The organism is Acidovorax sp. LjRoot129 (assembly GCF_964253765.1).
In the GTDB taxonomy this organism is placed as follows: Bacteria; Pseudomonadota; Gammaproteobacteria; order Burkholderiales; family Burkholderiaceae_C; genus Acidovorax.
Genome location: NZ_CAXUSE020000001.1, coordinates 2,207,626 through 2,228,636, shown reverse-complemented (window position 1 = coordinate 2,228,636; position 21,011 = coordinate 2,207,626). Strand labels below are relative to the sequence as shown.

At 64.4% G+C, this 21,011-nt stretch carries 19 protein-coding genes and 1 tRNA gene; 14 read left to right on the top strand and 6 right to left on the bottom strand.

The features are described from left to right. Window positions 1–67: 67 nt before the first annotated feature. Entirely contained in the window at window positions 68–721 is a 654-nt protein-coding gene (locus ACSQ3Q_RS10210; RefSeq protein WP_436134274.1) for a retropepsin-like aspartic protease family protein, read from the top strand. A gap of 41 nt (window positions 722–762) precedes the next feature. Then, complete coding sequence (locus ACSQ3Q_RS10205; protein WP_436134273.1) at window positions 763–1,782, top strand: HD-GYP domain-containing protein; 1,020 nt, start codon at window positions 763–765, stop codon at window positions 1,780–1,782. Between the two features lie 54 nt (window positions 1,783–1,836). On the opposite strand, the gene plsY is transcribed toward ACSQ3Q_RS10205, so the two are convergent. The 3 genes from plsY to ACSQ3Q_RS10190 form a co-directional block, all read right to left on the bottom strand. Continuing rightward, on the bottom strand, window positions 1,837–2,502 hold the full coding sequence (plsY, locus tag ACSQ3Q_RS10200; RefSeq protein WP_436134272.1) for a glycerol-3-phosphate 1-O-acyltransferase PlsY: 666 nt from the start codon (window positions 2,500–2,502) through the stop codon (window positions 1,837–1,839). 172 nt (window positions 2,503–2,674) lie between these two features. Beyond that, a complete protein-coding gene (locus ACSQ3Q_RS10195) occupies window positions 2,675–3,166 on the bottom strand; it encodes an aminoacyl-tRNA deacylase (protein WP_436134271.1) in 492 nt (163 codons plus the stop codon). Window positions 3,167–3,256: 90 nt separating this feature from the next. Then, complete coding sequence (locus ACSQ3Q_RS10190; protein ID WP_436134270.1) at window positions 3,257–4,216, bottom strand: LysR family transcriptional regulator; 960 nt, start codon at window positions 4,214–4,216, stop codon at window positions 3,257–3,259. Between the two features lie 177 nt (window positions 4,217–4,393). On the opposite strand from ACSQ3Q_RS10190, the gene ACSQ3Q_RS10185 reads away from it, so the two are divergent. Together ACSQ3Q_RS10185 and ACSQ3Q_RS10180 are read left to right on the top strand one after the other, a co-directional pair. After that, window positions 4,394–5,395 carry a Bug family tripartite tricarboxylate transporter substrate binding protein gene (locus ACSQ3Q_RS10185; RefSeq protein ID WP_436134269.1) on the top strand — a complete coding sequence of 334 codons (1,002 nt, stop codon included), beginning with the start codon at window positions 4,394–4,396 and terminating at the stop codon, window positions 5,393–5,395. 38 nt (window positions 5,396–5,433) lie between these two features. After that, window positions 5,434–6,855 (top strand): M20 family metallopeptidase, encoded by a 1,422-nt coding sequence (locus tag ACSQ3Q_RS10180; RefSeq protein WP_436134268.1) that lies wholly within the window; start codon window positions 5,434–5,436, stop codon window positions 6,853–6,855. A 142-nt stretch (window positions 6,856–6,997) separates the two neighbouring features. Here ACSQ3Q_RS10180 and ACSQ3Q_RS10175 read toward each other — a convergent pair whose 3' ends face one another. Beyond that, the gene (locus ACSQ3Q_RS10175) at window positions 6,998–8,059 is read right to left on the bottom strand and encodes an aldo/keto reductase (RefSeq protein WP_436134267.1); all 1,062 of its coding nucleotides are present in this window, start codon (window positions 8,057–8,059) and stop codon (window positions 6,998–7,000) included. Between the two features lie 76 nt (window positions 8,060–8,135). Here ACSQ3Q_RS10175 and ACSQ3Q_RS10170 point away from each other — a divergent pair, with 76 nt between their 5' ends. The 10 genes from ACSQ3Q_RS10170 (at window position 8,136) to ACSQ3Q_RS10125 (ending at window position 18,103) form a co-directional block, all read left to right on the top strand. Continuing rightward, the gene (locus tag ACSQ3Q_RS10170) at window positions 8,136–9,038 is read left to right on the top strand and encodes a DNA-formamidopyrimidine glycosylase family protein (RefSeq protein WP_436134266.1); all 903 of its coding nucleotides are present in this window, start codon (window positions 8,136–8,138) and stop codon (window positions 9,036–9,038) included. A gap of 120 nt (window positions 9,039–9,158) precedes the next feature. Further along, window positions 9,159–10,067, top strand: a complete 909-nt coding sequence (locus ACSQ3Q_RS10165) for an alpha/beta fold hydrolase (protein ID WP_436134265.1) — start codon at window positions 9,159–9,161, stop codon at window positions 10,065–10,067. Between the two features lie 202 nt (window positions 10,068–10,269). Continuing rightward, window positions 10,270–11,374 (top strand): peptide chain release factor 2 gene (prfB, locus tag ACSQ3Q_RS10160; RefSeq protein WP_436134264.1). Its coding sequence is split into 2 segments (ribosomal slippage): window positions 10,270–10,350 and window positions 10,352–11,374, totalling 1,104 coding nucleotides; the frame shifts between segments, so codons are not numbered across the junction. A gap of 24 nt (window positions 11,375–11,398) precedes the next feature. After that, window positions 11,399–12,019 (top strand): hypothetical protein, encoded by a 621-nt coding sequence (locus ACSQ3Q_RS10155; protein WP_436134263.1) that lies wholly within the window; start codon window positions 11,399–11,401, stop codon window positions 12,017–12,019. A gap of 77 nt (window positions 12,020–12,096) precedes the next feature. Continuing rightward, window positions 12,097–12,510 (top strand): WapI family immunity protein, encoded by a 414-nt coding sequence (locus ACSQ3Q_RS10150; protein WP_436134262.1) that lies wholly within the window; start codon window positions 12,097–12,099, stop codon window positions 12,508–12,510. 163 nt (window positions 12,511–12,673) lie between these two features. Continuing rightward, on the top strand, window positions 12,674–13,348 hold the full coding sequence (locus ACSQ3Q_RS10145; RefSeq protein WP_436134261.1) for an HAD family hydrolase: 675 nt from the start codon (window positions 12,674–12,676) through the stop codon (window positions 13,346–13,348). Beyond that, a complete protein-coding gene (pepN, locus tag ACSQ3Q_RS10140; RefSeq protein ID WP_436134260.1) occupies window positions 13,332–16,103 on the top strand; it encodes an aminopeptidase N in 2,772 nt (923 codons plus the stop codon). The genes ACSQ3Q_RS10145 and pepN overlap by 17 nt, the downstream gene beginning before the upstream one ends. A gap of 15 nt (window positions 16,104–16,118) precedes the next feature. Continuing rightward, on the top strand, window positions 16,119–16,967 hold the full coding sequence (locus ACSQ3Q_RS10135) for a tetratricopeptide repeat protein (protein WP_436134259.1): 849 nt from the start codon (window positions 16,119–16,121) through the stop codon (window positions 16,965–16,967). 40 nt (window positions 16,968–17,007) lie between these two features. Further along, entirely contained in the window at window positions 17,008–18,015 is a 1,008-nt protein-coding gene (locus ACSQ3Q_RS10130; RefSeq protein WP_436134258.1) for a class 1 fructose-bisphosphatase, read from the top strand. A 12-nt stretch (window positions 18,016–18,027) separates the two neighbouring features. After that, a tRNA-Thr gene (locus tag ACSQ3Q_RS10125) sits at window positions 18,028–18,103 on the top strand. A 115-nt stretch (window positions 18,104–18,218) separates the two neighbouring features. Here the strand turns inward: ACSQ3Q_RS10125 and ACSQ3Q_RS10120 are convergent. After that, window positions 18,219–19,958, bottom strand: coding sequence for a protein kinase domain-containing protein (locus ACSQ3Q_RS10120; protein ID WP_436134257.1), 1,740 nt, complete (start codon window positions 19,956–19,958; stop codon window positions 18,219–18,221). An 88-nt stretch (window positions 19,959–20,046) separates the two neighbouring features. Continuing rightward, the gene (locus ACSQ3Q_RS10115) at window positions 20,047–20,859 is read right to left on the bottom strand and encodes a formate/nitrite transporter family protein (protein WP_436134256.1); all 813 of its coding nucleotides are present in this window, start codon (window positions 20,857–20,859) and stop codon (window positions 20,047–20,049) included. Between the last annotated feature and the right edge of the window lie 152 nt (window positions 20,860–21,011).

Here is a 21,011-nt window from a genome sequence, read left to right as displayed (position 1 = left end):
GCGTCTGCTGGCTTTGGCAGCGCCAGTATCAACGGGATCGCGTCATACAACGCGCAGTGGTGCATCCATGAATATTCGACCCCTCCTGTCCCTCGCTCCGGCCATCGCCGCCCTCTGCCTGGCACCCGCCTGGGTGCACGCCCAGTCGGTGGGCATTGCCGGCATGTTGGGCAGCAAGGCCCTGCTGGTGGTGGACGCACACCCACCCCGGGCTTTGGGCGCAGGCGATGAATTCCAGGGGGTGAAGGTTCTTTCCGTCGGCAAGGAAGATGCCACGGTCGAGATCAAGGGCGCGCGGCGCGTTCTGCGCCTGGGCGAGGCGCCAGTGAGCGTCGGCAACCGAAGCGGCAGCGGCAAGCGGGTTGTGCTCACGGCCGACAGCCGCGGCCATTTTGTGAACAGCGGCACGATCAACGGCCGGGTCATGCAGTACATGGTGGACACAGGCGCCACCTCGGTCGCCATCGGCCGAGCGCAAGCGGACAGCATGGGTCTCAAATACCAGAGCGGACAGCCTGTGCGCATGAGCACGGCCAATGGCGTGGCCCAGGGCTGGCGCATGAAGCTCGACTCGGTACGTATCGGCGACGTGGAGGTGTTTGGCGTCGAAGCCGTCATCACCCCGCAGGCCATGCCCTATGTGCTTTTGGGCAACAGCTTCCTGAACGAATTCCAGATGACCCGCATCAACGACCAGATGGTGCTGGAAAAGCGCAACTGACCGCGCAGCCAGCACCAAGGTCCTCGTTCCAATACCCGGCCATGTCTGCCCATCACCCCCACGGTACCCACCACGCGGAAGGCGAATACGAAGACCTGCTGAGCCTGTGGTCAGACCTGGAGGCTGCGCTGTCGGTGCTGCTGTCGCGGCCATTGCAGGTGCAGGATTTTCCGGCCAAGGTGCGGCAGTTCGACGGCTGGCTGCAAGACCTGGTGGCGCACGATATCGATGCCGCGCTGTACCTGATGTTCCAGCTGGCCTCTACGTCCACCGTGGGTTACAGCGCCTCGCATGCGCTGGTGTGCGGCACGCTGTGCCACATCATGGCGCACGAGTTGCAGCTGCCCCAACGTGAGCGCGACAGCCTAGTGCGCGCGGCGCTGACCATGAACATTGGCATGACATCCTTGCAGGATGAACTGGCCGAGCAGCGCGAGCGGCCCACGCCCACCCAGCAAGAATCGATCAAAGGCCACCCCGAAGAAAGCATGATGCTGCTGGAGCGGCTCTTTATCAACGATGCGCTGTGGCTGGACGTGGTGGGCCAGCACCACGCCAGCATTGCCGAGCGCGAGCCACTGGCCGGCCAGGCGCCCGAAGACCGCCTCACCCGCATCCTGGGCACCATCGACCGCTATGCCGCCATGATCAGCCCGCGCAAGTCGCGGGCGGGCCGCAGCGCCACCGATTCGGTGCGCGCCATCGTCGGCCAAGAGATCGATCAGCGCGATGAAGTGAGCTACACCCTGGTGCGCTCTATCGGCCTGTGCCCGCCGGGCACTTTCGTGAAGCTGGACAACGGCGAGACCGCAATCGTGCTGCGCCGCAGTGAAAAGGCCAACCACCCGCTCGTGGCCAGCCTGCTGGACCGCGGCGGCCAACACCATAGCCAGCCGAGCCTCTACCAGACGGCCAGCGGTAAGCCCCGCATCCAGTCTGCGCTGGCCCGCTCTGCGGTGAGCTTGCAGCTCAACCACCGCACGATGGTGCGGCTGGGCCTGTATGCCGCGCAGCACAGCGCGGGGCTCCGGGGGCTGATCACCGCCCCGGGTTCCCTCTAGAAGCTGCAGCCACTCCAAGCCAGACGTGCGGTTGTGGAGTGCAGCGCGCCGCGGCTATTGACCCGCGTTGCCTGCGCCCTGCGCCCCAGGCTTGGCCTTCTTGCTGCCCAGGCGCGACTCCTTGCCCTGGATCAGCCGCTGGATGTTTTCCTTGTGGCGCCAGGCCAGCAGCAAGGCCATGACCACGATAGACGCAGCGATGGTGCCCTCGGCATACCAGACCACGCCATCCACCAGCAGGTAATACACCGGTGCAAACGCAGCGGCCGCCAACGATGCCAGCGATGAATACCGAAAGAAAAACGCGATGATGACCCAGGTCAGCGCCGTGGCCAGCCCCAGCCAGACGCTGATGCCCAGCAACACGCCCAGCGCCGTCGCGACGCCCTTGCCCCCTTCGAATCGAAAGAACACGGGCCACAGGTGGCCGAGGAATGCGGCCAGGCCCACCATGGCAACCGTGCCGTCCTCCAGGCCGTACGGTTTGCCAAACCACATCACCAGCGCCACCGGCAACCAGCCTTTCATCGCATCGAGCAGCAGCGTGACGATGGCCGCTGCCTTGGAGCCCGAGCGCAGCACATTGGTGGCACCCGGGTTCTTGCTGCCATAGGTGCGGGGGTCGCTCAGCCCCATCACACGCGTCACGATGACAGCGAACGACAGCGAGCCCAGCAGGTAGGCGGCCACAGCGGCGAGAACGGGATAGACGGCGGTCAAGGCAACTCCTCAGTAATCAGATAAAGCAGCCCTCTGAGGGGCTGTGTGTTGGTTGGACGGGGGGCAGTGGCGATCAAGTCCCGCAATGCCCCCGCCCTCCGTGGGGGGCAGTCACCACAGCAGCCCGCATTAGCCAGAGAGCGATGGGCGCAACGCCTCTTTCCGCGCCGCCTTATTCTGCCAGTGCGCAATGCACCGACTTGGCACCCAACAACTGCACGCACATCTGCGGGTCCAGTTGCACCAAAAAGCCCCGGCGCCCGCCGTTGATGGCGATGCGGGGCAGCGCGAGGATGGTCTCCTCGATGTACACCGGCATGGTGCGCCGCGTGCCGAAGGGCGAGGTGCCGCCGACCAGGTAGCCGCTGTGCCGATTGGCGACCTCAGGCGTGCAGGGCTCCACCGACTTGGCGCCGATCTGGCGCGCCAGGTTTTTGGTAGACACCTTGCGATTGCCATGCATCAGCACCAGCAGCGGCTTGGCGTCCTGGTCCTGCATTACCAGCGTCTTGACCACGGTGAACGGATCGAGCCCCAGCACCTCGGCGCTGTGCATGGCACCGCCATGCTCCAGGTACTCATAGGGGTGCTCGGTGAAAGCCACCTTGTGGGCCTTGAGCAGCTGGGTGGCTTGGGTCTCGGAGACGTGTTCTTTCTTGGCCATGGTGCGGTCTGGGTAGGAAGCGAATGGTAGCCATTTGCAGACGCTCCCGCTGCCGTGCGACGGCTGCGCACGCCAGTGCTGCAAGTTCCGTCAAGGCCACGCGGCCTGCGCGGCGTCCCGTGCCTTGCGCCGCCCGACCTTGCGTTTGCCGTACTGCTCGATAGCCGCCACCAGCGCGTCGGTGAACTGCTGCACCAGCACCGACGGCACCCGGCCCTCGCCCGCCAGCACCTGCAGGCGCCGCTGCTGCAGCTGCGCCTCGTCGAAAGGCCGGGCCGCCAGCAGGCACGCCTCCACCCAGCGCGCCGCCGTCAGATAGCTGGCCAAAGCCACATCCTGGCCGCTGAGCAGCGGCAGCAGCGCCGACGAGAAGTTGCTCTCCACCGCCGGCACATAGCGCAGCCCCTGCACCGCACAGCTCAGGTCGAACAACTGCCGCCCGGTGGTGCTGCTGGCGCCCATCAGCAGCGGGTAGCGCACGACATCGGCCACCGACACGCTGCGCTGGCGCGCCAGCGGGTGCTGCGCCGGCATGATGGCGTAGATGGGTGCGATGGCCGAGTGCAGCACCTGCAGCCCCTTCTCGGGCGCCACGCTGTATTTGAGGGCCAGGTCGACCTCCCCGCGCAGCATCAGGGCCGACACCTCCTGCGGCACGGCCACCTGCAGTTGCAGCTGCACCTGCGGGTGGGCCTGCCGAAAGCTGGACATCACCAGCGGCATGAAGGTGGCCGCAAAACCCTCGGTACAGGCCACGCGCACGCGCACCGCGCCCTGGGCCGACAAGCCCTGCAGCTGATCCACCAGCTCGGTCGCCTGCGCGTCGTGCGCATTGGCATGGGCCAGCAGGTGGGTGCCTGCCTCGGTCAGTGCCATGCCGCGTGCCTGGCGTTCGAACAGCACCACGCCCAGGCTGTCTTCCAGCTTGCCCAGCTGGCGGCTCACGGCCGAGGCCGCCACGTGCAAGCGCTGCGCCGCCTGATTGACGGAGCCGGTGCGCGCCACCTCCAGAAAGTAGCGCACGGGCAGGCTGAGCAATGAAATCGGCATGGCGGCATCCAGTCACAAAAAGGCAATGGTCAGTTGCCAAATCTCTATTCAAAGCAATGGTAAACCGGCTTCCATCTTGCATGGCTTAGGGCTCCAATTCATCCATGCCCGTGTGCACACGCCACGCCGCCCCGTTGCGGCTGCGTGCTGCGCCCAGGCCTCACCACCGGAGTCCGCATGAAAAAACGCCTTGTTCGAACCTCGCTGTTGTCCGTTGCCCTAGCAGCCCTTGCCGGTGTCGGCAGCCCCTCCTTTGCCCAAACGGCTGCGCAGCCGGATACCTGGCCCCAGCGGTCCGTGCGCCTGGTAGTGCCCTTCCCGCCCGGCGGCGGCACCGACGCCGTAGCCCGCGCGCTGGGCCAGAAGCTGGCCACCCGCCTGGGCCAGCCGGTCGTCGTCGACAACAAGCCCGGCGCGTCCACCATCATCGGCACCGACAGCGTGGTGAAGGCCGAGCCCGACGGCTACACCCTGCTGGTGTCGGGCTCCACCAGCTACACCGTCAACGCCGCGCTGCGCCCCAAGCTGCCCTACGACCCGATCAAGGACCTGGCCCCCGTGGCCATCATTGCGCGCGCACCGCTGGTGGTGGTGGTCAGTGCCACCTCGCCGTACAAAGACCTGGCGGGCCTGCTGGCTGCGGCCAAGGCCGCCCCCAAGACCATCAACTACGCCACCTTCGGCTCGGGCTCTGCACCACACCTGGTGGGCGCGCTGATCGAGCAGGCGGCCGACGTGCGCCTGCAGGACGTGCCCTACCGCGGCAGCGCCCAGGCCATGATGGGCCTCATCGGCGGCGAAATCCAGATGGCCATCGACACCGTGGCCAGTGCCGCGCCGCACGTGCGGTCTGGCAAGCTGCGCGCCCTGGCCATTGCGGGCAACGAACGCGCCCGCGCCCTCCCCACGGTGCCCACCGTGCAAGAGCTCAAGCTGCCCGACGCTGCCTTTGACGGCTGGTACGCCGTGGCAGCGCCCGCGCGCACGCCGGCGCCCATCGTGGACAAGCTGCTCAAGGAAGTGGAAGCCGCCCTGCGCGACCCGCAGTTGCAAGAGCAGATCCGCGCCCAGGGCATGGAGCCCGTGTTCATCGGCCCCAAAGCCATGCACGCCGCCATGGACAACGAGATCGGCCGCTACCGCGCGCTGGCCCACCGCGCCAAGATCGTGGTGGATTGATGAACGCAGAGACGACAACATCCGGAAGGAACCGCACGATGACCCGCGAACAACTGATAGACAGCGTCCAGCGCTACTTCGACGACGGCCGTTTCGAGGGCGACCTGCGCCGCCGCGTGGCCTGGCGCACCGAGAGCGATACCGGCAAAGTGCCGCCCGAACTGCGCCTGTACCTCACCGATGAAATGGTGCCGTGGCTGGCGCCCCTGGGCTTCGACTGCCAGGTGCTGGACAACCCGTCGCCCCAGGGCGGCCCCTTCCTCGTCGCGCGGCGCGTGGAAGACCCGGCCCTGCCCACCGTACTCACCTACGGCCACGGCGACGTGGTCAACGGGCAGGACAGCAACTGGCGCGAAGGCCTCTCGCCCTGGGAGATGACCATCGAAGGCAACCGCTGGTACGGCCGCGGCACGGCGGACAACAAGGGCCAGCACACCGTGAGCCTCGCCGCCCTGGCCCACGCCATTGAAGCGCGCGGTGGCCGCCTGGGCTACAACGTGACCCTGATCATGGAGATGGGCGAAGAAGCCGGCTCACCGGGCCTGGCCGCGTTCTGCGAACAGCACAGCGACGCGCTGAAGGCCGACCTCTTCTTCGCCAGCGACGGCCCCCGCGTGAATGCGGGCCACCCCACCCTCTTTCTAGGGTCGCGCGGCGCCATCAACTTCTCGCTCGCCGTGCGCAGCCGCGACAAGGCCTACCACTCGGGCAACTGGGGCGGCGTGCTGGCCAACCCGGCCACGGTGGTCACGCACGCGCTGGCCACGCTGGTGGATGCCACGGGCCGCATCCTCGTCAAAGGCCTGCTGCCGCCCTCGGTGCCCGACAAGCTGCGCGCCGCGCTCAAGGACGTGGTGATCGGCGCCGGTGCGGACGACCCCGCGCTCACGCCCGGATGGGGCGAGCCGGGCCTTACGCCCGCCGAGCAGCTGGTGGGCTGGAACACGCTGGAGGTGCTGGCGCTGGGCTCGGGCAACGCGCAACGTCCGATCAACGCCATTCCCTCCCAAGCGGTGGCGCACTGCCAGTTGCGCTTTGTGGTGGGCACCGATTGGAAGAATGTGGAAACCACGCTGCGCGAGCACCTGGACGCCCATGGCTTTGCTGACGTGGAGATCACCATGGGCATGGTGTGCGGCGCCACGCGACTGGACCTGCACAACCCCTGGGTGGACTGGACCCTGGCCTCGCTGGAGGCCAGCGCCGGCCAGGCTGCCACGCTGCTGCCCAACCTGGCGGGCTCGCTGCCCAACGACATCTTTGCGGACCAGCTGGGCCTGCCCACGCTGTGGGTGCCGCATTCGTACCCGGCATGCGCCCAGCACGCGCCGAACGAGCATTTGCTGGCCTCGGTGGCGCGTGAAGGGCTGGCGGTGATGGCCGGCTTGTTCTGGGATTTGGGCGAGGCCCACGGCGTGCCGTGGAAGGAAGGCGCGCTGGCGGCAGAAGAGCCTCTTTGACGGCTTACAGACCGCGACTTGATGCGCGCGGCCTGGAAAACTGGCGCGGCCCTCAGCGAGGGCCGCCGCGCAAGGGCCGCCCCGCCGCGCTGGCGGCGTCCCCCTCAGGGGGAAGGCGCCGCAGGCGACTCAGGGGGGAGCGTCAAAGTGCAGGGTCGCGTATTTCCCAGCGGATCGCATCGATCGCCTGCAGCACTTCGGGCGAGAGCTTCGTGTCCCAGGCGTTCAGGTCTTCGTCCAGCTGCGCCACCGACGTCACGCCGATGATGGTGCTGGCGACTTGCCACTTGGTGTAGCAGAAAGCGAGGGCCAGTTGCGTGGGCGTGAGGCCGTTGTCACGGGCCAGCTGGTTGTAGCGGCGCGATGCGGTCAGTGCCTCGGGACGGCCCCAGCGCTGCTTGCGCACCGACTCGTACGTGGCGATGCGCGCACCCTGGGGCGCGCCCGGGCCGGTCAGGCCGCTGTCGTCGTACTTGCCGGTCAGCAGGCCAAAGCCCAGGGGCGAATACGCCAGCAGCGACACGTTCAGGCGGTGGCAGGTTTCGTCCAGGCCGTTTTCCCAGGTGCGGTTGATCAGGCAGTACGGGTTCTGCACCGTGGCCACACGCGGCAGGCCGTGTTGCTCGGCCAGGCGCACGAATTCGTGCACGCCGTAAGGGCTCTCGTTGGACAGGCCGATGTGGCGCACCTTGCCGGCCTTGACCAGGCCGGCCAGCGCTTGGAGCTGTTCATGGATGGAGGTCTGCGACGTTTCCTTGGTGGGGTCGTAGTACAGGTTGCCGAAGGCAGGCACGTGGCGCTCGGGCCAGTGGATCTGGTAGAGGTCGATCACGTCGGTCTGCAGGCGGCGCAAGCTGCCTTCGCACGAGGCCACGATGTCAGCCGCCGTCATGCCCTTGCTCTCGCGCACCCAGGGCATGCCGCGCGAGGGGCCTGCGACCTTGGTGGCCACCACCAGCTTCTGGCGCGCGCCGGGGTTTTTGGCAAACCAGTTGCCGATGATGGTTTCAGTAGCGCCAAAGGTCTCGGCCTTGGCGGGCACCGAGTACATCTCGGCCGTGTCGATGAAGTTGATGCCCCGGTCGAGAGAGCGCGACAGGATGGCATGCGAGTCGGCCTCTGCCACCTGCTCGCCAAAAGTCATGGTGCCCAGGCAGATGGGGGTGACCTGCAGATCGCTGGCGCCGAGTTGGATTTTTTGCATGGGAAAAAGGATTACAAGCAGAGGAAGGACTGCGCAGAATAATGGATTTCGATTCACTCTGCTGCGCCCGTCCACCATGCCCGAAGGCCCTTCACTTTTCATCCTGCGTGAGCAAGCGGCGGGCTTTGCCGGCAAGACCATCGCGCGGGTCGAGGGCAACACCTCCATCGACAAGGACCGGCTGGTGGGCCAGCGCATCGTGGCGCTGCGCACCTGGGGGAAACACTTCCTTGTCGAGATGCCGGAGTTCTCGCTCAGGGTGCACTTTCTGCTCTTTGGCAGTTACCGCATCAACGAGCGCAAGGAAGGCCCGCCGCGCCTGAGCCTGCAGTTCGAGGGCGGCGATGAGCTCAACTTCTACACCTGCTCGGTGAAGTACATCGAAGAGTCGCTCGACGAAGTCTATGACTGGCACGCCGATGTGATGTCAGATGCCTGGAAGCCGGCACTCGCGCTGAAGCGCCTGCGCGCCGCGCCCGAGACCCTGGCGTGCGACGCGTTGCTGGACCAGGACGTTTTTGCCGGTGTGGGCAACATCATCAAGAACGAAGTGCTGTACCGCATCCACGTGCATCCGCTGTCCACCGTAGGCGGGCTGCCCGCGGCCAAGCTGCGCGAGTTGGTGGGCCAGGCCCGGCAGTACAGCTTTGATTTCTTGGAATGGAAAAAGGCGTTCGTACTCAAGCAGCACTGGCTGGCGCACCGGAAGTCGGAGTGCCTGCGCTGCGACCTGCCGCTGACAAAAGCCACGCTGGGGAAGACTCAGCGCAAGAGCTACTTTTGCGGCAACTGCCAGGCGCTGTATGGCCATGCCGAACACGTGCCGGCCGCTCCGGCAAAGCGCAGAACGGCCAAGGCGGCCACAGCAAGGAACGCGGCCAAAACTTCCGAAGTGGTCGCTGCACCCGTAGCGCCCAAAGTGACCAAAGCGGCCAAAGCGGCCAAAGCGACCCGCAGGACGCCCGCAGCCAGCGGCTGATCGGACAGCCACCTCGGCGACAAGCACAAGCCGCCGCTCCGCATCGGCCGAATTACCATCGACGGACACTGGGGCCCCGAGCTCCGCCGGATTTCCCCGTCTGACCTTTGCGCTGCCGCCATGTACACCCCACTCAAGCCCTCCCGCAGCAGCACGCTGCCCCTGCGCCACCTGAACTACCACGTCCGCCATTGGGGCCCGGAGCAAAGCGGGTTGCCCACGCTGGTGCTGCTGCACGGCTGGATGGACGTGGGCGCGTCGTACCAGTTCACCGTGGATGCACTTCAGCAAGAGCGCCGCATCATCGCGCCCGACTGGCGCGGCTTTGGGCTGACGTCCACCGCGCAGGCCGACCACTATTTCTTTGCGGATTACCTGGCCGACCTGGACCTGCTGCTCGACCACTACGCGCCCGGCGAAGCGGTCGACCTCGTGGGCCACAGCATGGGCGGCAACATTGCCATGATGTACGCCGGCGTGCGGCCGGGGCGCATCCGCCGCCTCGTCAATCTCGAGGGCTTTGGCATGCCCGCATCGCGGCCCGAACAGGCGCCCAAGCGCTACGCGCAGTGGATCGACGAGCTCAAGCAACTGCACACCGGTGAGTTGTCCCTCAAGAGCTATGACAGCCAGGACGGCGTGGCCCGCCGCCTGATGAAGACCAACCCTCGCCTGGGCGAGCACAAGGCGCAGTGGCTGGCCGGCCACTGGGCGCGGCCCAATGCGCAGGGCCAGTGGGAGATCCTGGGCGACCCGGCCCACAAGATCACGAGCGCGCAGCTCTACCGGCTGGACGAGGCGCTGGCTCTGTATGCGCACATCACAGCGCCCGTGCTGGCGGTGGAAGCGAGCGACGACAGCCTGGGCCAGTGGTGGAAAGGCAAGTACAGCCTGGCCGACTACCACCAGCGTCTGACCCACGTGCGCGACGTGCGCACCGCCGTTGTGCAGGACGCCGGACACATGCTGCACCACGACCAGCCCGAGCAGGTGGCGACGCTCATCGAGCAGTTTCTGGCGGCGCCCTGAACCGGATTTGATACCAAAATGGCCGCCAGCGCTTATTCCATAAGCGTTAGCAGCTATCATTTTTGATTATTGCAACGAAGGGCGACCGCCGCGCCGGCCGCCGCCGCAACGGCAGATAGCCCCGGCAAGGGCTTTGCGGGGTGGATGCACCGTCCCATGAGAAAATCGCGGGTTATTCCACAGAACACCCAGGACAAGAATCATGGACGCAGAACGTATCAACCTCATTGGCAACACCCTTTCCGACCTGACCGTGCGAACGCAAGAGTTACGGAGGTATCTTTGACTTCGATGCCAAATTTGAACGCCTGCGCACGGTAAACGCGTCGCTGGAAGACCCTTCGGTCTGGAACGATCCGAAGAAGGCCCAGGAGCTGGGCAAAGAAAAGAAGTCGCTGGATGGCGTGGTGCTCACGCTGGACAAGCTGACGCGCGAATTGGCCGACAACACCGAGCTCTATGACATGAGCAAGGAAGAAGGCGACGAAGCCGGTCTGCAGACCATCGAAGCCGAAACCGCCAAGCTCAAGCCAGAGATCGAACAGCTGGAGTTCCGCCGCATGTTCCGCATGGAGGCCGATCCGCTGAACTGCTTTATCGACATTCAGGCTGGCGCCGGTGGCACCGAAGCCTGCGACTGGGCCAGCATGCTGCTGCGCCAGTACCTCAAGTACGCCGAACGCAAGGGCTTCAAGACCACGGTCGAAGAAGAAACCCCGGGCGACGTGGCGGGCCTCAAAAGCGCCACGATCAAGGTCGAGGGCGAGTACGCCTACGGCTTGCTGCGCACCGAAACCGGAGTGCACCGCTTGGTGCGCAAAAGCCCGTTCGACAGCTCGGGTGGCCGCCATACCTCGTTTGCGTCGCTCTTCGTCTACCCTGAGATCGACGACTCCATCGAGATCAACATCAACCCGGCCGACGTGCGCACCGACACCTACCGCGCATCCGGCGCGGGCGGGCAGCACATCAACAAGACCGACTCGGCCGTGCGCCTGACCCACATGCCCACCGGCATCGTGGTGCAGTGCCAGGACGGCCGCAGCCAGCACGGCAACCGCGACATCGCGTGGCAGCGCCTGCGCTCCAAGCTGTATGACTTTGAGATGCGCAAGCGCCAGGAAGAAGCCCAGAAGCTGGAAGACACCAAGACCGACGTGGGCTGGGGCCACCAGATCCGCTCGTACGTGCTGGACAACAGCCGCATCAAGGACCTGCGCACCAACGTCGAAATCTCGGCCACGCAGAAGGTGCTGGACGGCGACCTGGACGCGTTCATCGAAGCCTCGCTCAAGCAGGGCGTTTAACGGTTTCAGAATAGGGATTTTCTTATGGAAACCATTGTTCAGCCTACCCCCAAAAACTACGACGGATTGGAGCGGCCTGTAGATATCGAAGTGTCGAGCCTTCCCCTGCTCAATAGTTTTTTTGGAGTTAGGCCGCCCGGGCTTCCTGCTGATGCGCAACCAATCTTCGACGAAACCATTGGGGCTTGTATTGGCTACTCTTGGGAAGGTTCGAAGGGCGTCTGGCACATCTATGATGCGGAAGGACAGCGAGTCGGAATAGAAGAATCTCCACTCGAACGCTCCACATTTGGGCCGGAGGATTTCATCCTTATTGGTGTACTCGGCTTCAAAATTCTTCGGAGTGGGTGGACTGCCGCTGCAAGTCTGGCAAAGAAATCTCCTGAGGTGCTACGAATAGGTGCACTAACCACCAAGAGCATCGTAGCGACACTGCGCTCACGGATTTTGAGCCCGGGTGCAAAGCAACTTAAATTCACTGAAAAAACCGCCATGCACATGGCAAACCCTGGTCGGTTTGTGCCTGTGCATATTCTTCATCTCGCAATCAAATTCGGAAAGAGGCTCCCCGATCCGCAAGCCGTAGCTGGAGCTTTCAGATATGAAATCCCTATGTTCCGTTTTGTGAAGCGCGGCACCACCTAGCAGCGGGAAGCGAAAACACTTGAAGTAGTGGTGCGCGAATCTGACTGGACCATCCTGCACTTCATGTATTACTGATCATGCTGGAGCTTTCATTATCCAATTTTGATCTTTTAATCTCCCCGCTGGAAAGGGAGATCGAAGGCGCAGGAGGGCCATATTTCGACTGGCTTCACGTGAGTGTCTGTTTAGAGACACCGGGGATTTTTGTCAAATTTCGTTGGAATGTTATGCCGAGCGAACTCCAGTATTTTGCGGAGCAACTTAAAGCGCTTGACATACAGCCCTCTTCAAAAGGCATCGCGACATTAACAAGTGTAGAACCCGGCGTTCAACTCACAGTTCAGAGCAAAGCGAATGGGAGTCTTATTATTATTTACTCCTTGCAACCAGACCCATCGGATGGACCGAAATTAACAGGTGTCACCGGAGCAGATCAGTCATATCTACCAAGCATGATTGCAGGCATCGATCAATTAATTTGTTTTCACTAGGCTGAGCTTTCGAACTCAGGTTGAATTTTTTTGGAACATCACACCGTTATGAAGACAGACGATAGGCAGCACGTAGTTGGGAATACGGCGCGGGAGCTTCAGAATTGGCCACTCAGCAAGCGTTGGGTGCGATCGTTGAGTCTTCTATCCAGCAAAGTTTGTGATGCACGTTGAGGCCATCATCTTCGACATGGACGGCACCATGATCGACTCCATGCCCTGGCACGCACAAGCCTGGGTCGAGTTCACCCGCCGCCGCGGCATGCACATCGACGTGCCCGACCTCATGGCCCGCACCACGGGCCGCAATGGCACCGAGTGCATCGAGGAACTGCTGGGCCGCGCGGTGTCGCAAGATGAAGCCGATGCGCTGACGCACGAGAAGGAAACCATCTACCGTGAGCTGTTTGCGCCGCGTTTTGCCGAAGTGGCCGGCTTTCGCCGGTTTGCTGCGCAAGTGCATGAGCGTGGGCTCAAGGTGGCGGTGGGCACGGCGGGCGACATTGGCAACGTGGAGTTCGCGCTGGGCCACCTCGGCCTGCAACCGGCGCCGCTGGCCATCGTGCGCGGCGACGAGGGCCTGCCTGGCAAGCCCCAGCCTGCGATTTTTCTGGAGGCTGCGCGCCGTATTGGCGTGGCGCCCGCACACTGCATCGTTTTTGAAGACGCCCCTTTTGGCATCGAGGCCGCACGCCGCGCGGGCATGCGTGCCGTAGCGATTTGCAGCACCCACGGTGCAGACGAACTGGCGGGGCCCCATGTGGTGGCTGCCGTGCGCGACTACACCGAACTCATGAACACCGACTTTCTGGAGAGCATCCATGTTGCAACTGCATAAAGCAGACGGAAGCGGAGACGCAGCGGCCCACCCGGCCGCCATCCGCCGCGAGGACTACACCGCCCCCGCCTACTGGATCGAAAGCGTCGAGCTGACCTTCGACCTGGACGCAAGCAAGACCCGCGTGCTCAACCGCATGACGCTGCGCCGCAACCCCGATGTGGCCGCACAGCCGCTCAAGCTGGATGGCGACGACTTGAACCTGGCACGTGTGCTGGTCAACGGCCAGGGCACGTCGTTCAAGATGGAAGGCTCCCGCCTGGTGCTGGAGAACCTGCCCGAGGGCAACGAGCCCTTCGCCCTCGAGATCTTCACCACTTGCTGCCCTGCCAAGAACACGCAGCTCATGGGCCTGTATGTGAGCCAGGGCACGTTCTTTACGCAGTGCGAGGCCGAGGGCTTCCGGCGCATCACCTACTTCCTGGACCGCCCGGACGTAATGGCCAGCTACACCGTGACGCTGCGCGCTGACAAGGCCCTATACCCCGTGCTGCTCAGCAACGGCAACCTGGTGGACAGCGGCGACCTGGACGACGGCCGCCACTTTGCCAAATGGGTTGATCCCCACAAGAAGCCCTGCTACCTGTTCGCCCTGGTGGCGGGCAAGCTGGTGGCGCGCGAGCAGCGCATCAAGAGCCGATCGGGCACCAACCATTTGCTGCAGGTGTACGTGCGCCCCGGCGACCTGGGCAAGACCGAACACGCCATGAACTCGCTGATGTACAGCGTGGCCTGGGACGAAGCCCGCTTCGGCCTGCCGCTGGACCTGGAGCGCTTCATGATCGTCGCCACCAGCGACTTCAACATGGGCGCCATGGAGAACAAGGGCCTGAACATCTTCAACACGAAGTACGTTCTGGCCAGCGAGTCCACCGCCACCGACACCGACTTCGCCAACATCGAAAGCGTGGTCGGCCACGAGTACTTCCACAACTGGACGGGCAACCGCGTGACCTGCCGCGACTGGTTCCAGCTGTCGCTGAAAGAAGGCCTCACCGTCTTCCGCGACCAGGAATTCAGCATGGACCTGGCGGGCAGCCCGTCGGCCCGCGCCGTCAAGCGCATCGAAGACGTGCGCGTGCTGCGCACCGCCCAGTTCCCCGAAGACGCGGGCCCCATGGCCCACCCGGTGCGGCCCGACAGCTACGTCGAGATCAACAACTTCTACACCGTCACCATCTACGAAAAGGGTGCGGAAGTCGTGCGCATGCAGCACAACCTGGTGGGCCGCGAAGGCTTCACCAAGGGCATGAAGCTGTACTTCGAGCGCCACGACGGTCACGCCGTGACCTGCGACGATTTTGTGCAGGCTATTGCCGATGCCAACCCGAACAGCCCGCTGGCGCAGCACCTGCCCCAGTTCAAGCGCTGGTACAGCCAGGCCGGCACGCCGCGTGTGCGCGCCACGGGCCGCTACGACGCAGCCACGCGCTGCTACGCGCTCACCCTGGCGCAAAGCTGCGGACCCACGCCGGGCCAGAGCGAGAAACTGCCCTTCGTGATCCCGGTCGAGCTGGGCCTCATCGACGCCACTACCGGCGCCGCCCTGCCCCTGCACCTGGCAGGCGAAGGCACTGCGGACGCTGCCGATGCCACCGCGCCGACATCGCGCGTGGTGGTGCTCACCGAGGCATCGCAGACGCTCACCTTCACCAACGTGGACGCCGAGCCCGTGCCATCCGTGCTGCGCGGATTCAGCGCCCCCGTGGTGCTGGACATCGAATACACCGACGCGCAGCTGCTGGCCCTGCTGGCCAACGACACCGACGCCTTCAACCGCTGGGAAGCTGGCCAGCGCCTCGCGCTGCGATTTGCCTGCAATGCTATTAATTCAATAGCTGAAAGTACCCAAGAGACAAGCGCTGGCGGCCATTTTGACCACAAAATCTTGCCCGCAGAGTTTGTCGACGCCATGCTCGCCGTGCTGCGCAACCCGCTGCTCGATGCTGCGTTCAAGGAGCTGGTGCTCACCCTGCCGTCCGAGACCTACATCGCCGAGCAACTGGCCGTGGTCGACCCGCAGCGCATCCACGCGGTGCGCGAAGCCATGCGCGAGCAACTGGCCGTGTCGCTGCAAGCCGATTGGGAAACCGTGTGGGAGCAGACCCAGGACACCGGCGGCTACAGCCCCGACCCGGTCTCTGCCGGCCGCCGCGCGCTCAGCGGCCTGGCGTTGCACATGCTGTGCATTGCAGCCCAGCGCAACGGCGATGCGGTGTGGCCCGGTAAGGCGTTCCAGCGCTTCAAGGTGGCTGGCAACATGACGGACCGCTTCAACGCGCTGAACGCCCTGGTCGCTAGCGGCAGCGAACTCGCCGCGCCTGCGTTGGCCCGCTTTCATGCCATGTTCAAGGATGAGCCACTCGTCATCGACAAGTGGTTCGCGCTGCAGGCCGGCGCGCCCGACCGCGGTGGCAACGTGTTGCCTGCCGTGCGCCAGCTCATGCAGCACCCGGACTTCAGCCTGAAGAACCCCAACCGCGCGCGCAGCGTGATTTTCAGTTACTGCAGCGCCAACCCGGGCGCCTTCCACCGCGCGGATGCCGCAGGCTACGTGTTCTGGGGCGACCGGGTGATCGAGCTGGACGCCATCAACCCGCAGGTGGCCGCGCGCCTGGCACGCGCCCTGGACCGCTGGAAGAAGCTGGCTGAGCCCTGGCGCACGGCAGCGCGTGAGGCCATCGCGCGCGTGGCCGCCAAGCCCGACTTGTCCAACGACGTGCGCGAGGTGGTGACCCGCGCACTGGCCGACTGAGTGGGCACGGGCCCCATGGCATCCGCCCCACCCTTGAGCCCCGCGCAACGGTTTGCGCAGCGATTTGCCTCGCTGCGCGACACCGTGTATGACGACGGCGCCATGTTCAGTGGCTCGGCCATGTCCGCTGACCTGGCTGCGCTGCGGCCACTGGCCGAAAGCCTGGGTGCTGAATCCCCGGAACTGGCGCAGCTGCTGTGGCTGCAGTTCGTCGTTTTCTCCAAGCGCCAGATGGACGACGAGGGCCTGCCGCTGGGCTTGCGCGCGTTGGCGATCCGCACAGCGTTAGACGACCTCACGCCCACAGATCGCTATCAGCAGCACTACGCCCTTGGCGAATCGGCCCTGCAGTCCGAGGAATACGACACCGCCATCGAGCACCTGCGCCAGTCGGCGCAGTGGGCCGACCACGAAAGCGCCGTGCTGAGCCACGAACAAAAGCTGGGTATCCGCGAGGAGATCGGCTACGCGCTGCACGAAGCCGGCCGCTATGGCGAGGCGCTGGCGCACAACCGGCAACTGCTGGCCGACGCACAAAACGGTTTTGGCTCCGACACCGATGTGCGCCTGTCGGGCCTCATCAACAACCTGGCGCAGAACGCCTACGAAATGGGCGACCACGCCGAGGCGCAGCGCTACCTCGCGCAGCGCCTTGCACTTGGCCAGGCGCTGAATGACGACGGTATCGTGCTGGACACGCTTTTCCAGCTGGGCGTGCTCGCCCATGAAGCGGGCGACGGCGCACTGGCGCGCAGCCTGTTCGAGCAACGCGTGGCCATCGCCCACGCCAGCGGCGATGAAGACCTGATGGCCGACACTGAGGCCACCCTGGCAGAACTGACCGAGCGCGAGCAGTCGCAATAAACCCTTCTATACAACCCCAAGCCCCAAGGACGACCCACCGATGAGCTCACGCATCTCCCTCACCCGCTACCTGGTCGAGCAGCAACGCATCGACGGGCTCATCCCCTCGCAGCTGCGCCTGCTGCTCGAAGTGGTGGCCCGCTCGTGCAAGAGCATCAGCCAGGCCGTCAACAAGGGCGCGCTCGGCGGCGTGCTGGGCACGGCCTCCAGCGAGAACGTGCAGGGCGAAATCCAGAAGAAGCTGGACATCATCGCTAACGAAGTGCTGATCGAAGCCAACGAATGGGGCGGCCACCTGGCGGCCATGGCATCCGAAGAAATGGACGGCATCTACCTGGTGCCCAACCGCTACCCGCAGGGCGAATACCTGCTGCTGTTTGACCCGCTCGACGGCTCTTCCAACATCGACGTGAACGTCAGCATCGGCACCATTTTCAGCGTGCTCAAGAAGCCCGACGACGACCGCGGCGTGGAGGCTGGCGACTTTCTGCAGCCCGGCACCGCGCAGGTGGCCGCCGGCTACTGCATCTACGGCCCGCAGACCACCCTGGTGCTGACCGTGGGCGACGGCGTGGCCATGTTCACGCTCGACCGCGAGCAAGGCTCCTTCGTGCTGACCGAAGAGAACGTGCGCATTCCCGATGACACCAAGGAATTCGCCATCAACATGAGCAACATGCGCCACTGGGACGAACCCGTGAAGCGCTACATCGACGAATGCCTGCAGGGCAAGGACGGCCCCCGCGGCAAGGACTTCAACATGCGCTGGATCGCGTCCATGGTGGCCGACGTGCACCGCATCCTGACCCGTGGCGGCATCTTCATGTACCCCTGGGACAAGCGCGAGCCGAACAAGCCCGGAAAGTTGCGCCTGATGTACGAAGCCAACCCCATGGGCTGGCTGGTGGAGCAGGCCGGCGGCGCCGCCACCAACGGCAAGCAGCGCATCCTGGAGATCCAGCCCACCCAGCTGCACGAGCGCGTGAGCGTGATCCTGGGCTCAAAGAATGAGGTGGAGCGAGTGACAAGCTACCATTCCACGCTATAATTTGAGGCTTACGCCGGTGTAGCTCAGTCGGTAGAGCAGCTCATTCGTAATGAGAAGGTCGGGTGTTCGATTCATCTCTCCGGCACCAGATAGAAAGCCCTGATTCGCAAGAGTCAGGGCTTTTTTGTTTGTGGCCTTCGCTGGAATGCCAGTGTGCGTTCGCAACAAGCCTCGTTTTCGGCAATCCGCTTGGTCGGCGCTCCTCAAACCCCAAAAACGCGGGCACTGAGTAGCAACACCACCGCCAGGCCCAAGCCCAGAGCCAGCACCTGCCAAAAGACCACCGGATTGCGCTGCACGAGGGGCACCGCCCGCCGGTGGTGAAACTGCTGCCCGGGCGAATGCAGGTCGTACAGAAACTCTGACACCGCCTCCTGCCGTCTTGCAGGGTCGGGGTTCAGCGCTTTCTGGAGCACGCTATCAAGCCACTCGGGCATGTCAGGCCGCAGATGCCGCACGGGCACATATCGCAATGCCTTGAGATCGCGCGCCGAGCGGATGCGCGCAACCTGCAATCCATAGGGAAGCTGAGCGGTCAGCATCTGGTAGCCCAACACCGCTAGCGAGAACAGGTCGGACTGCGCACTGCCCTGTTGTCCCACGAAGTACTCGGGGGCCGTGTACTGCAAGGTTCCGGCAATGAAGTCGGCGCGCTCCTCTTGCATGTTTTCTTCCAGGCCGGCAACGCGCGTGGAGCCAAAGTCGATGATCCGGATCGTGCCCTGACGGTCGATCATCACGTTCTCTGGCCGCAAGTCCTGGTGCAGCATCTCTTTGCCGTGAAACGCCTGCAGCCCCTTGCCCACCTGCGCAACGATGCCGCGCACCGTGTCGAGGTCCGGGCGGGGGTGGTCGATCATCCACTGCGCCAGTGTTTGCCCCTCCACGAATTCCATGGCGACGTACACGTGCCGCCGCGGCCGCTCGTGCACATGCGGGCGCAACACGTGCGGGCTTTGGATGCGCCGGGCCACCCACTCTTCGAGCAGAAAACGGTCGAGGTGCAGCGCATCGCTGGCCATCTCGGTCGATGGCGTCTTAAGCACCACCTGCTGCTCCGTCTCTTCATCCACGGCAAGGTACACATGGCTGCGGGCGCTGGCGTGCAGTTCGCGCACGATGCGAAAGCCCTCGAACTGGGCGCGTGGTGCGAGCAGCGGCGCGATCCCCAGATCCCCACGCAATGCCTGCAGATTACGCAGCGGCATTTCAGGCAAGGTATCGATCCGCAGCAGTTGCACGGTCATGTCGTCGTCCGCCCCGCGTGCCTGAGCGCCGTCTACCAGCGCACGGGCGGCCGCGTCCCAGTCGGTGGGATACCGGTTGAGCGCGTCGTGCACGGCGGCCGCGTCGAAATGCAGGTACGCACCGTCGGTGGCCAGCACGTAGATTGCGCCAGCGTCGGCGGGCAGGCTGCTGTAGTCGATCTCTACGTTGGGGCCGGTCCCCAATGCACGCCCTAGAAAGGACTCCATGGAGGACAGGTGCACCCGGTGATCCAGGGTCAGTGGCTCCAGCGACTGCGGGTGCAGCCGGTAGATGCGCGCGTCGCCCACATGAAAGAGGTGGACCTCACGGCCCTTCAGAATCAGTGCGCTGAAGGTGCACACGTAGCCACGGTCCTTGTCGAAACGAGCGTGACTGCGCATTGTCTGCGCATGCAGCCAGGCGTTGGTAGCGCCCAGCACACGCTGTGCCGATCGACGCACCGACCAGGCGTCGGACGTGGCGTAGTAGTCGTCCAGAAAACTGCGCACCGCAGCGGCACTGGCCTCCTGGCTGACGGAACTGGAGCCAATACCATCTGCGAGCGCCAGGGCAATGCCTTTGGTGCTGCGCAGGGGCTCTGTCGGCAGCACGGCACCGTGGAAGTCCTGGTTGATGCCCTTGTGCCCAGCCCGCGAGTACTGGCCGAGCGTGACGCCCAGGGTCTTTGAACTCATAGCGCAGGCGTGCACGCAGGCAGGGGGCTGCGCGCCGTCGCTATCCCGGCCGGTGCAGCCGACCGCACGGTCCAGCAGCGCATGGCGTTCAGGCCACCTTGCGCTTGGGCGCGGTCTTGTAGTGGGTGGAGTACAGCATGGCACCCACAAAAGTCAGGCCACCGACGAGGTTGCCAATCACCGTGGGGATTTCATTCCAGACCAGGTAGTCCATGATCGTGAAGCTGCCGCCCAGCAGCAGGCCCGAGGGGAACAGGAACATGTTGACGATGCTGTGCTCGAAGCCCATGTAAAAGAACAGGGCGATGGGGATCCACATGCCAATGGCCTTGCCTGACACCGAGGTGGACATCATGGCTGCCACCACGCCGGTGGACACCATCCAGTTGCACATCACGCCACGGACAAACAGCGTCAGCATCCCGGAGGCACCGTGCGCGGAGTAACCCACCGTGCGGCCCTCGCCGATATGACCGATTTTCACGCCGACTGCGTTAGGTGCCTCGCTGAATCCGAAGGTGAAGATGATGGCCATGAACACCGCCACCATGAAAGCACCCGCGAAGTTGCCGCAGAACACCAGGGTCCAGTTGCGAAAAACGCCAGCCCAGGTGGCGCCGGGGCGCTTGTCAAGCACAGCCAGCGGGGCCAAGGTAAACACCCCTGTCAGCAGGTCATAACCCAGCAGGTAGAGCAGGATGAAGCAACCCGGAAACAGCATCGCACCCAGCAACGCGTTGCCGGTGTTGACCGTAACGGAGACAGCGAAGGCGGCACCGAGTGCCAGCATGGCACCGGCCATGAAGGAGCGGATCAGCGTGTCCCGGGTGGACATGAGCAGCTTGGATTCGCCGGAATCGACCATCTTGGTCACGAATTCGGAAGGGGCGAGATAGGCCATGGGATTTCCTTGGGGAGACGGTCAGTACAGCCCCCTCAAGCCCTCGACGCGAGGGGGCGCAAATAGGAAAACGGCGTCCAGCGTATTGCCCGTCTGAGGGGTGACACAGGGACGCCGTTATCCTTGGATGCGCGATTTCCACGGCCCTGCAA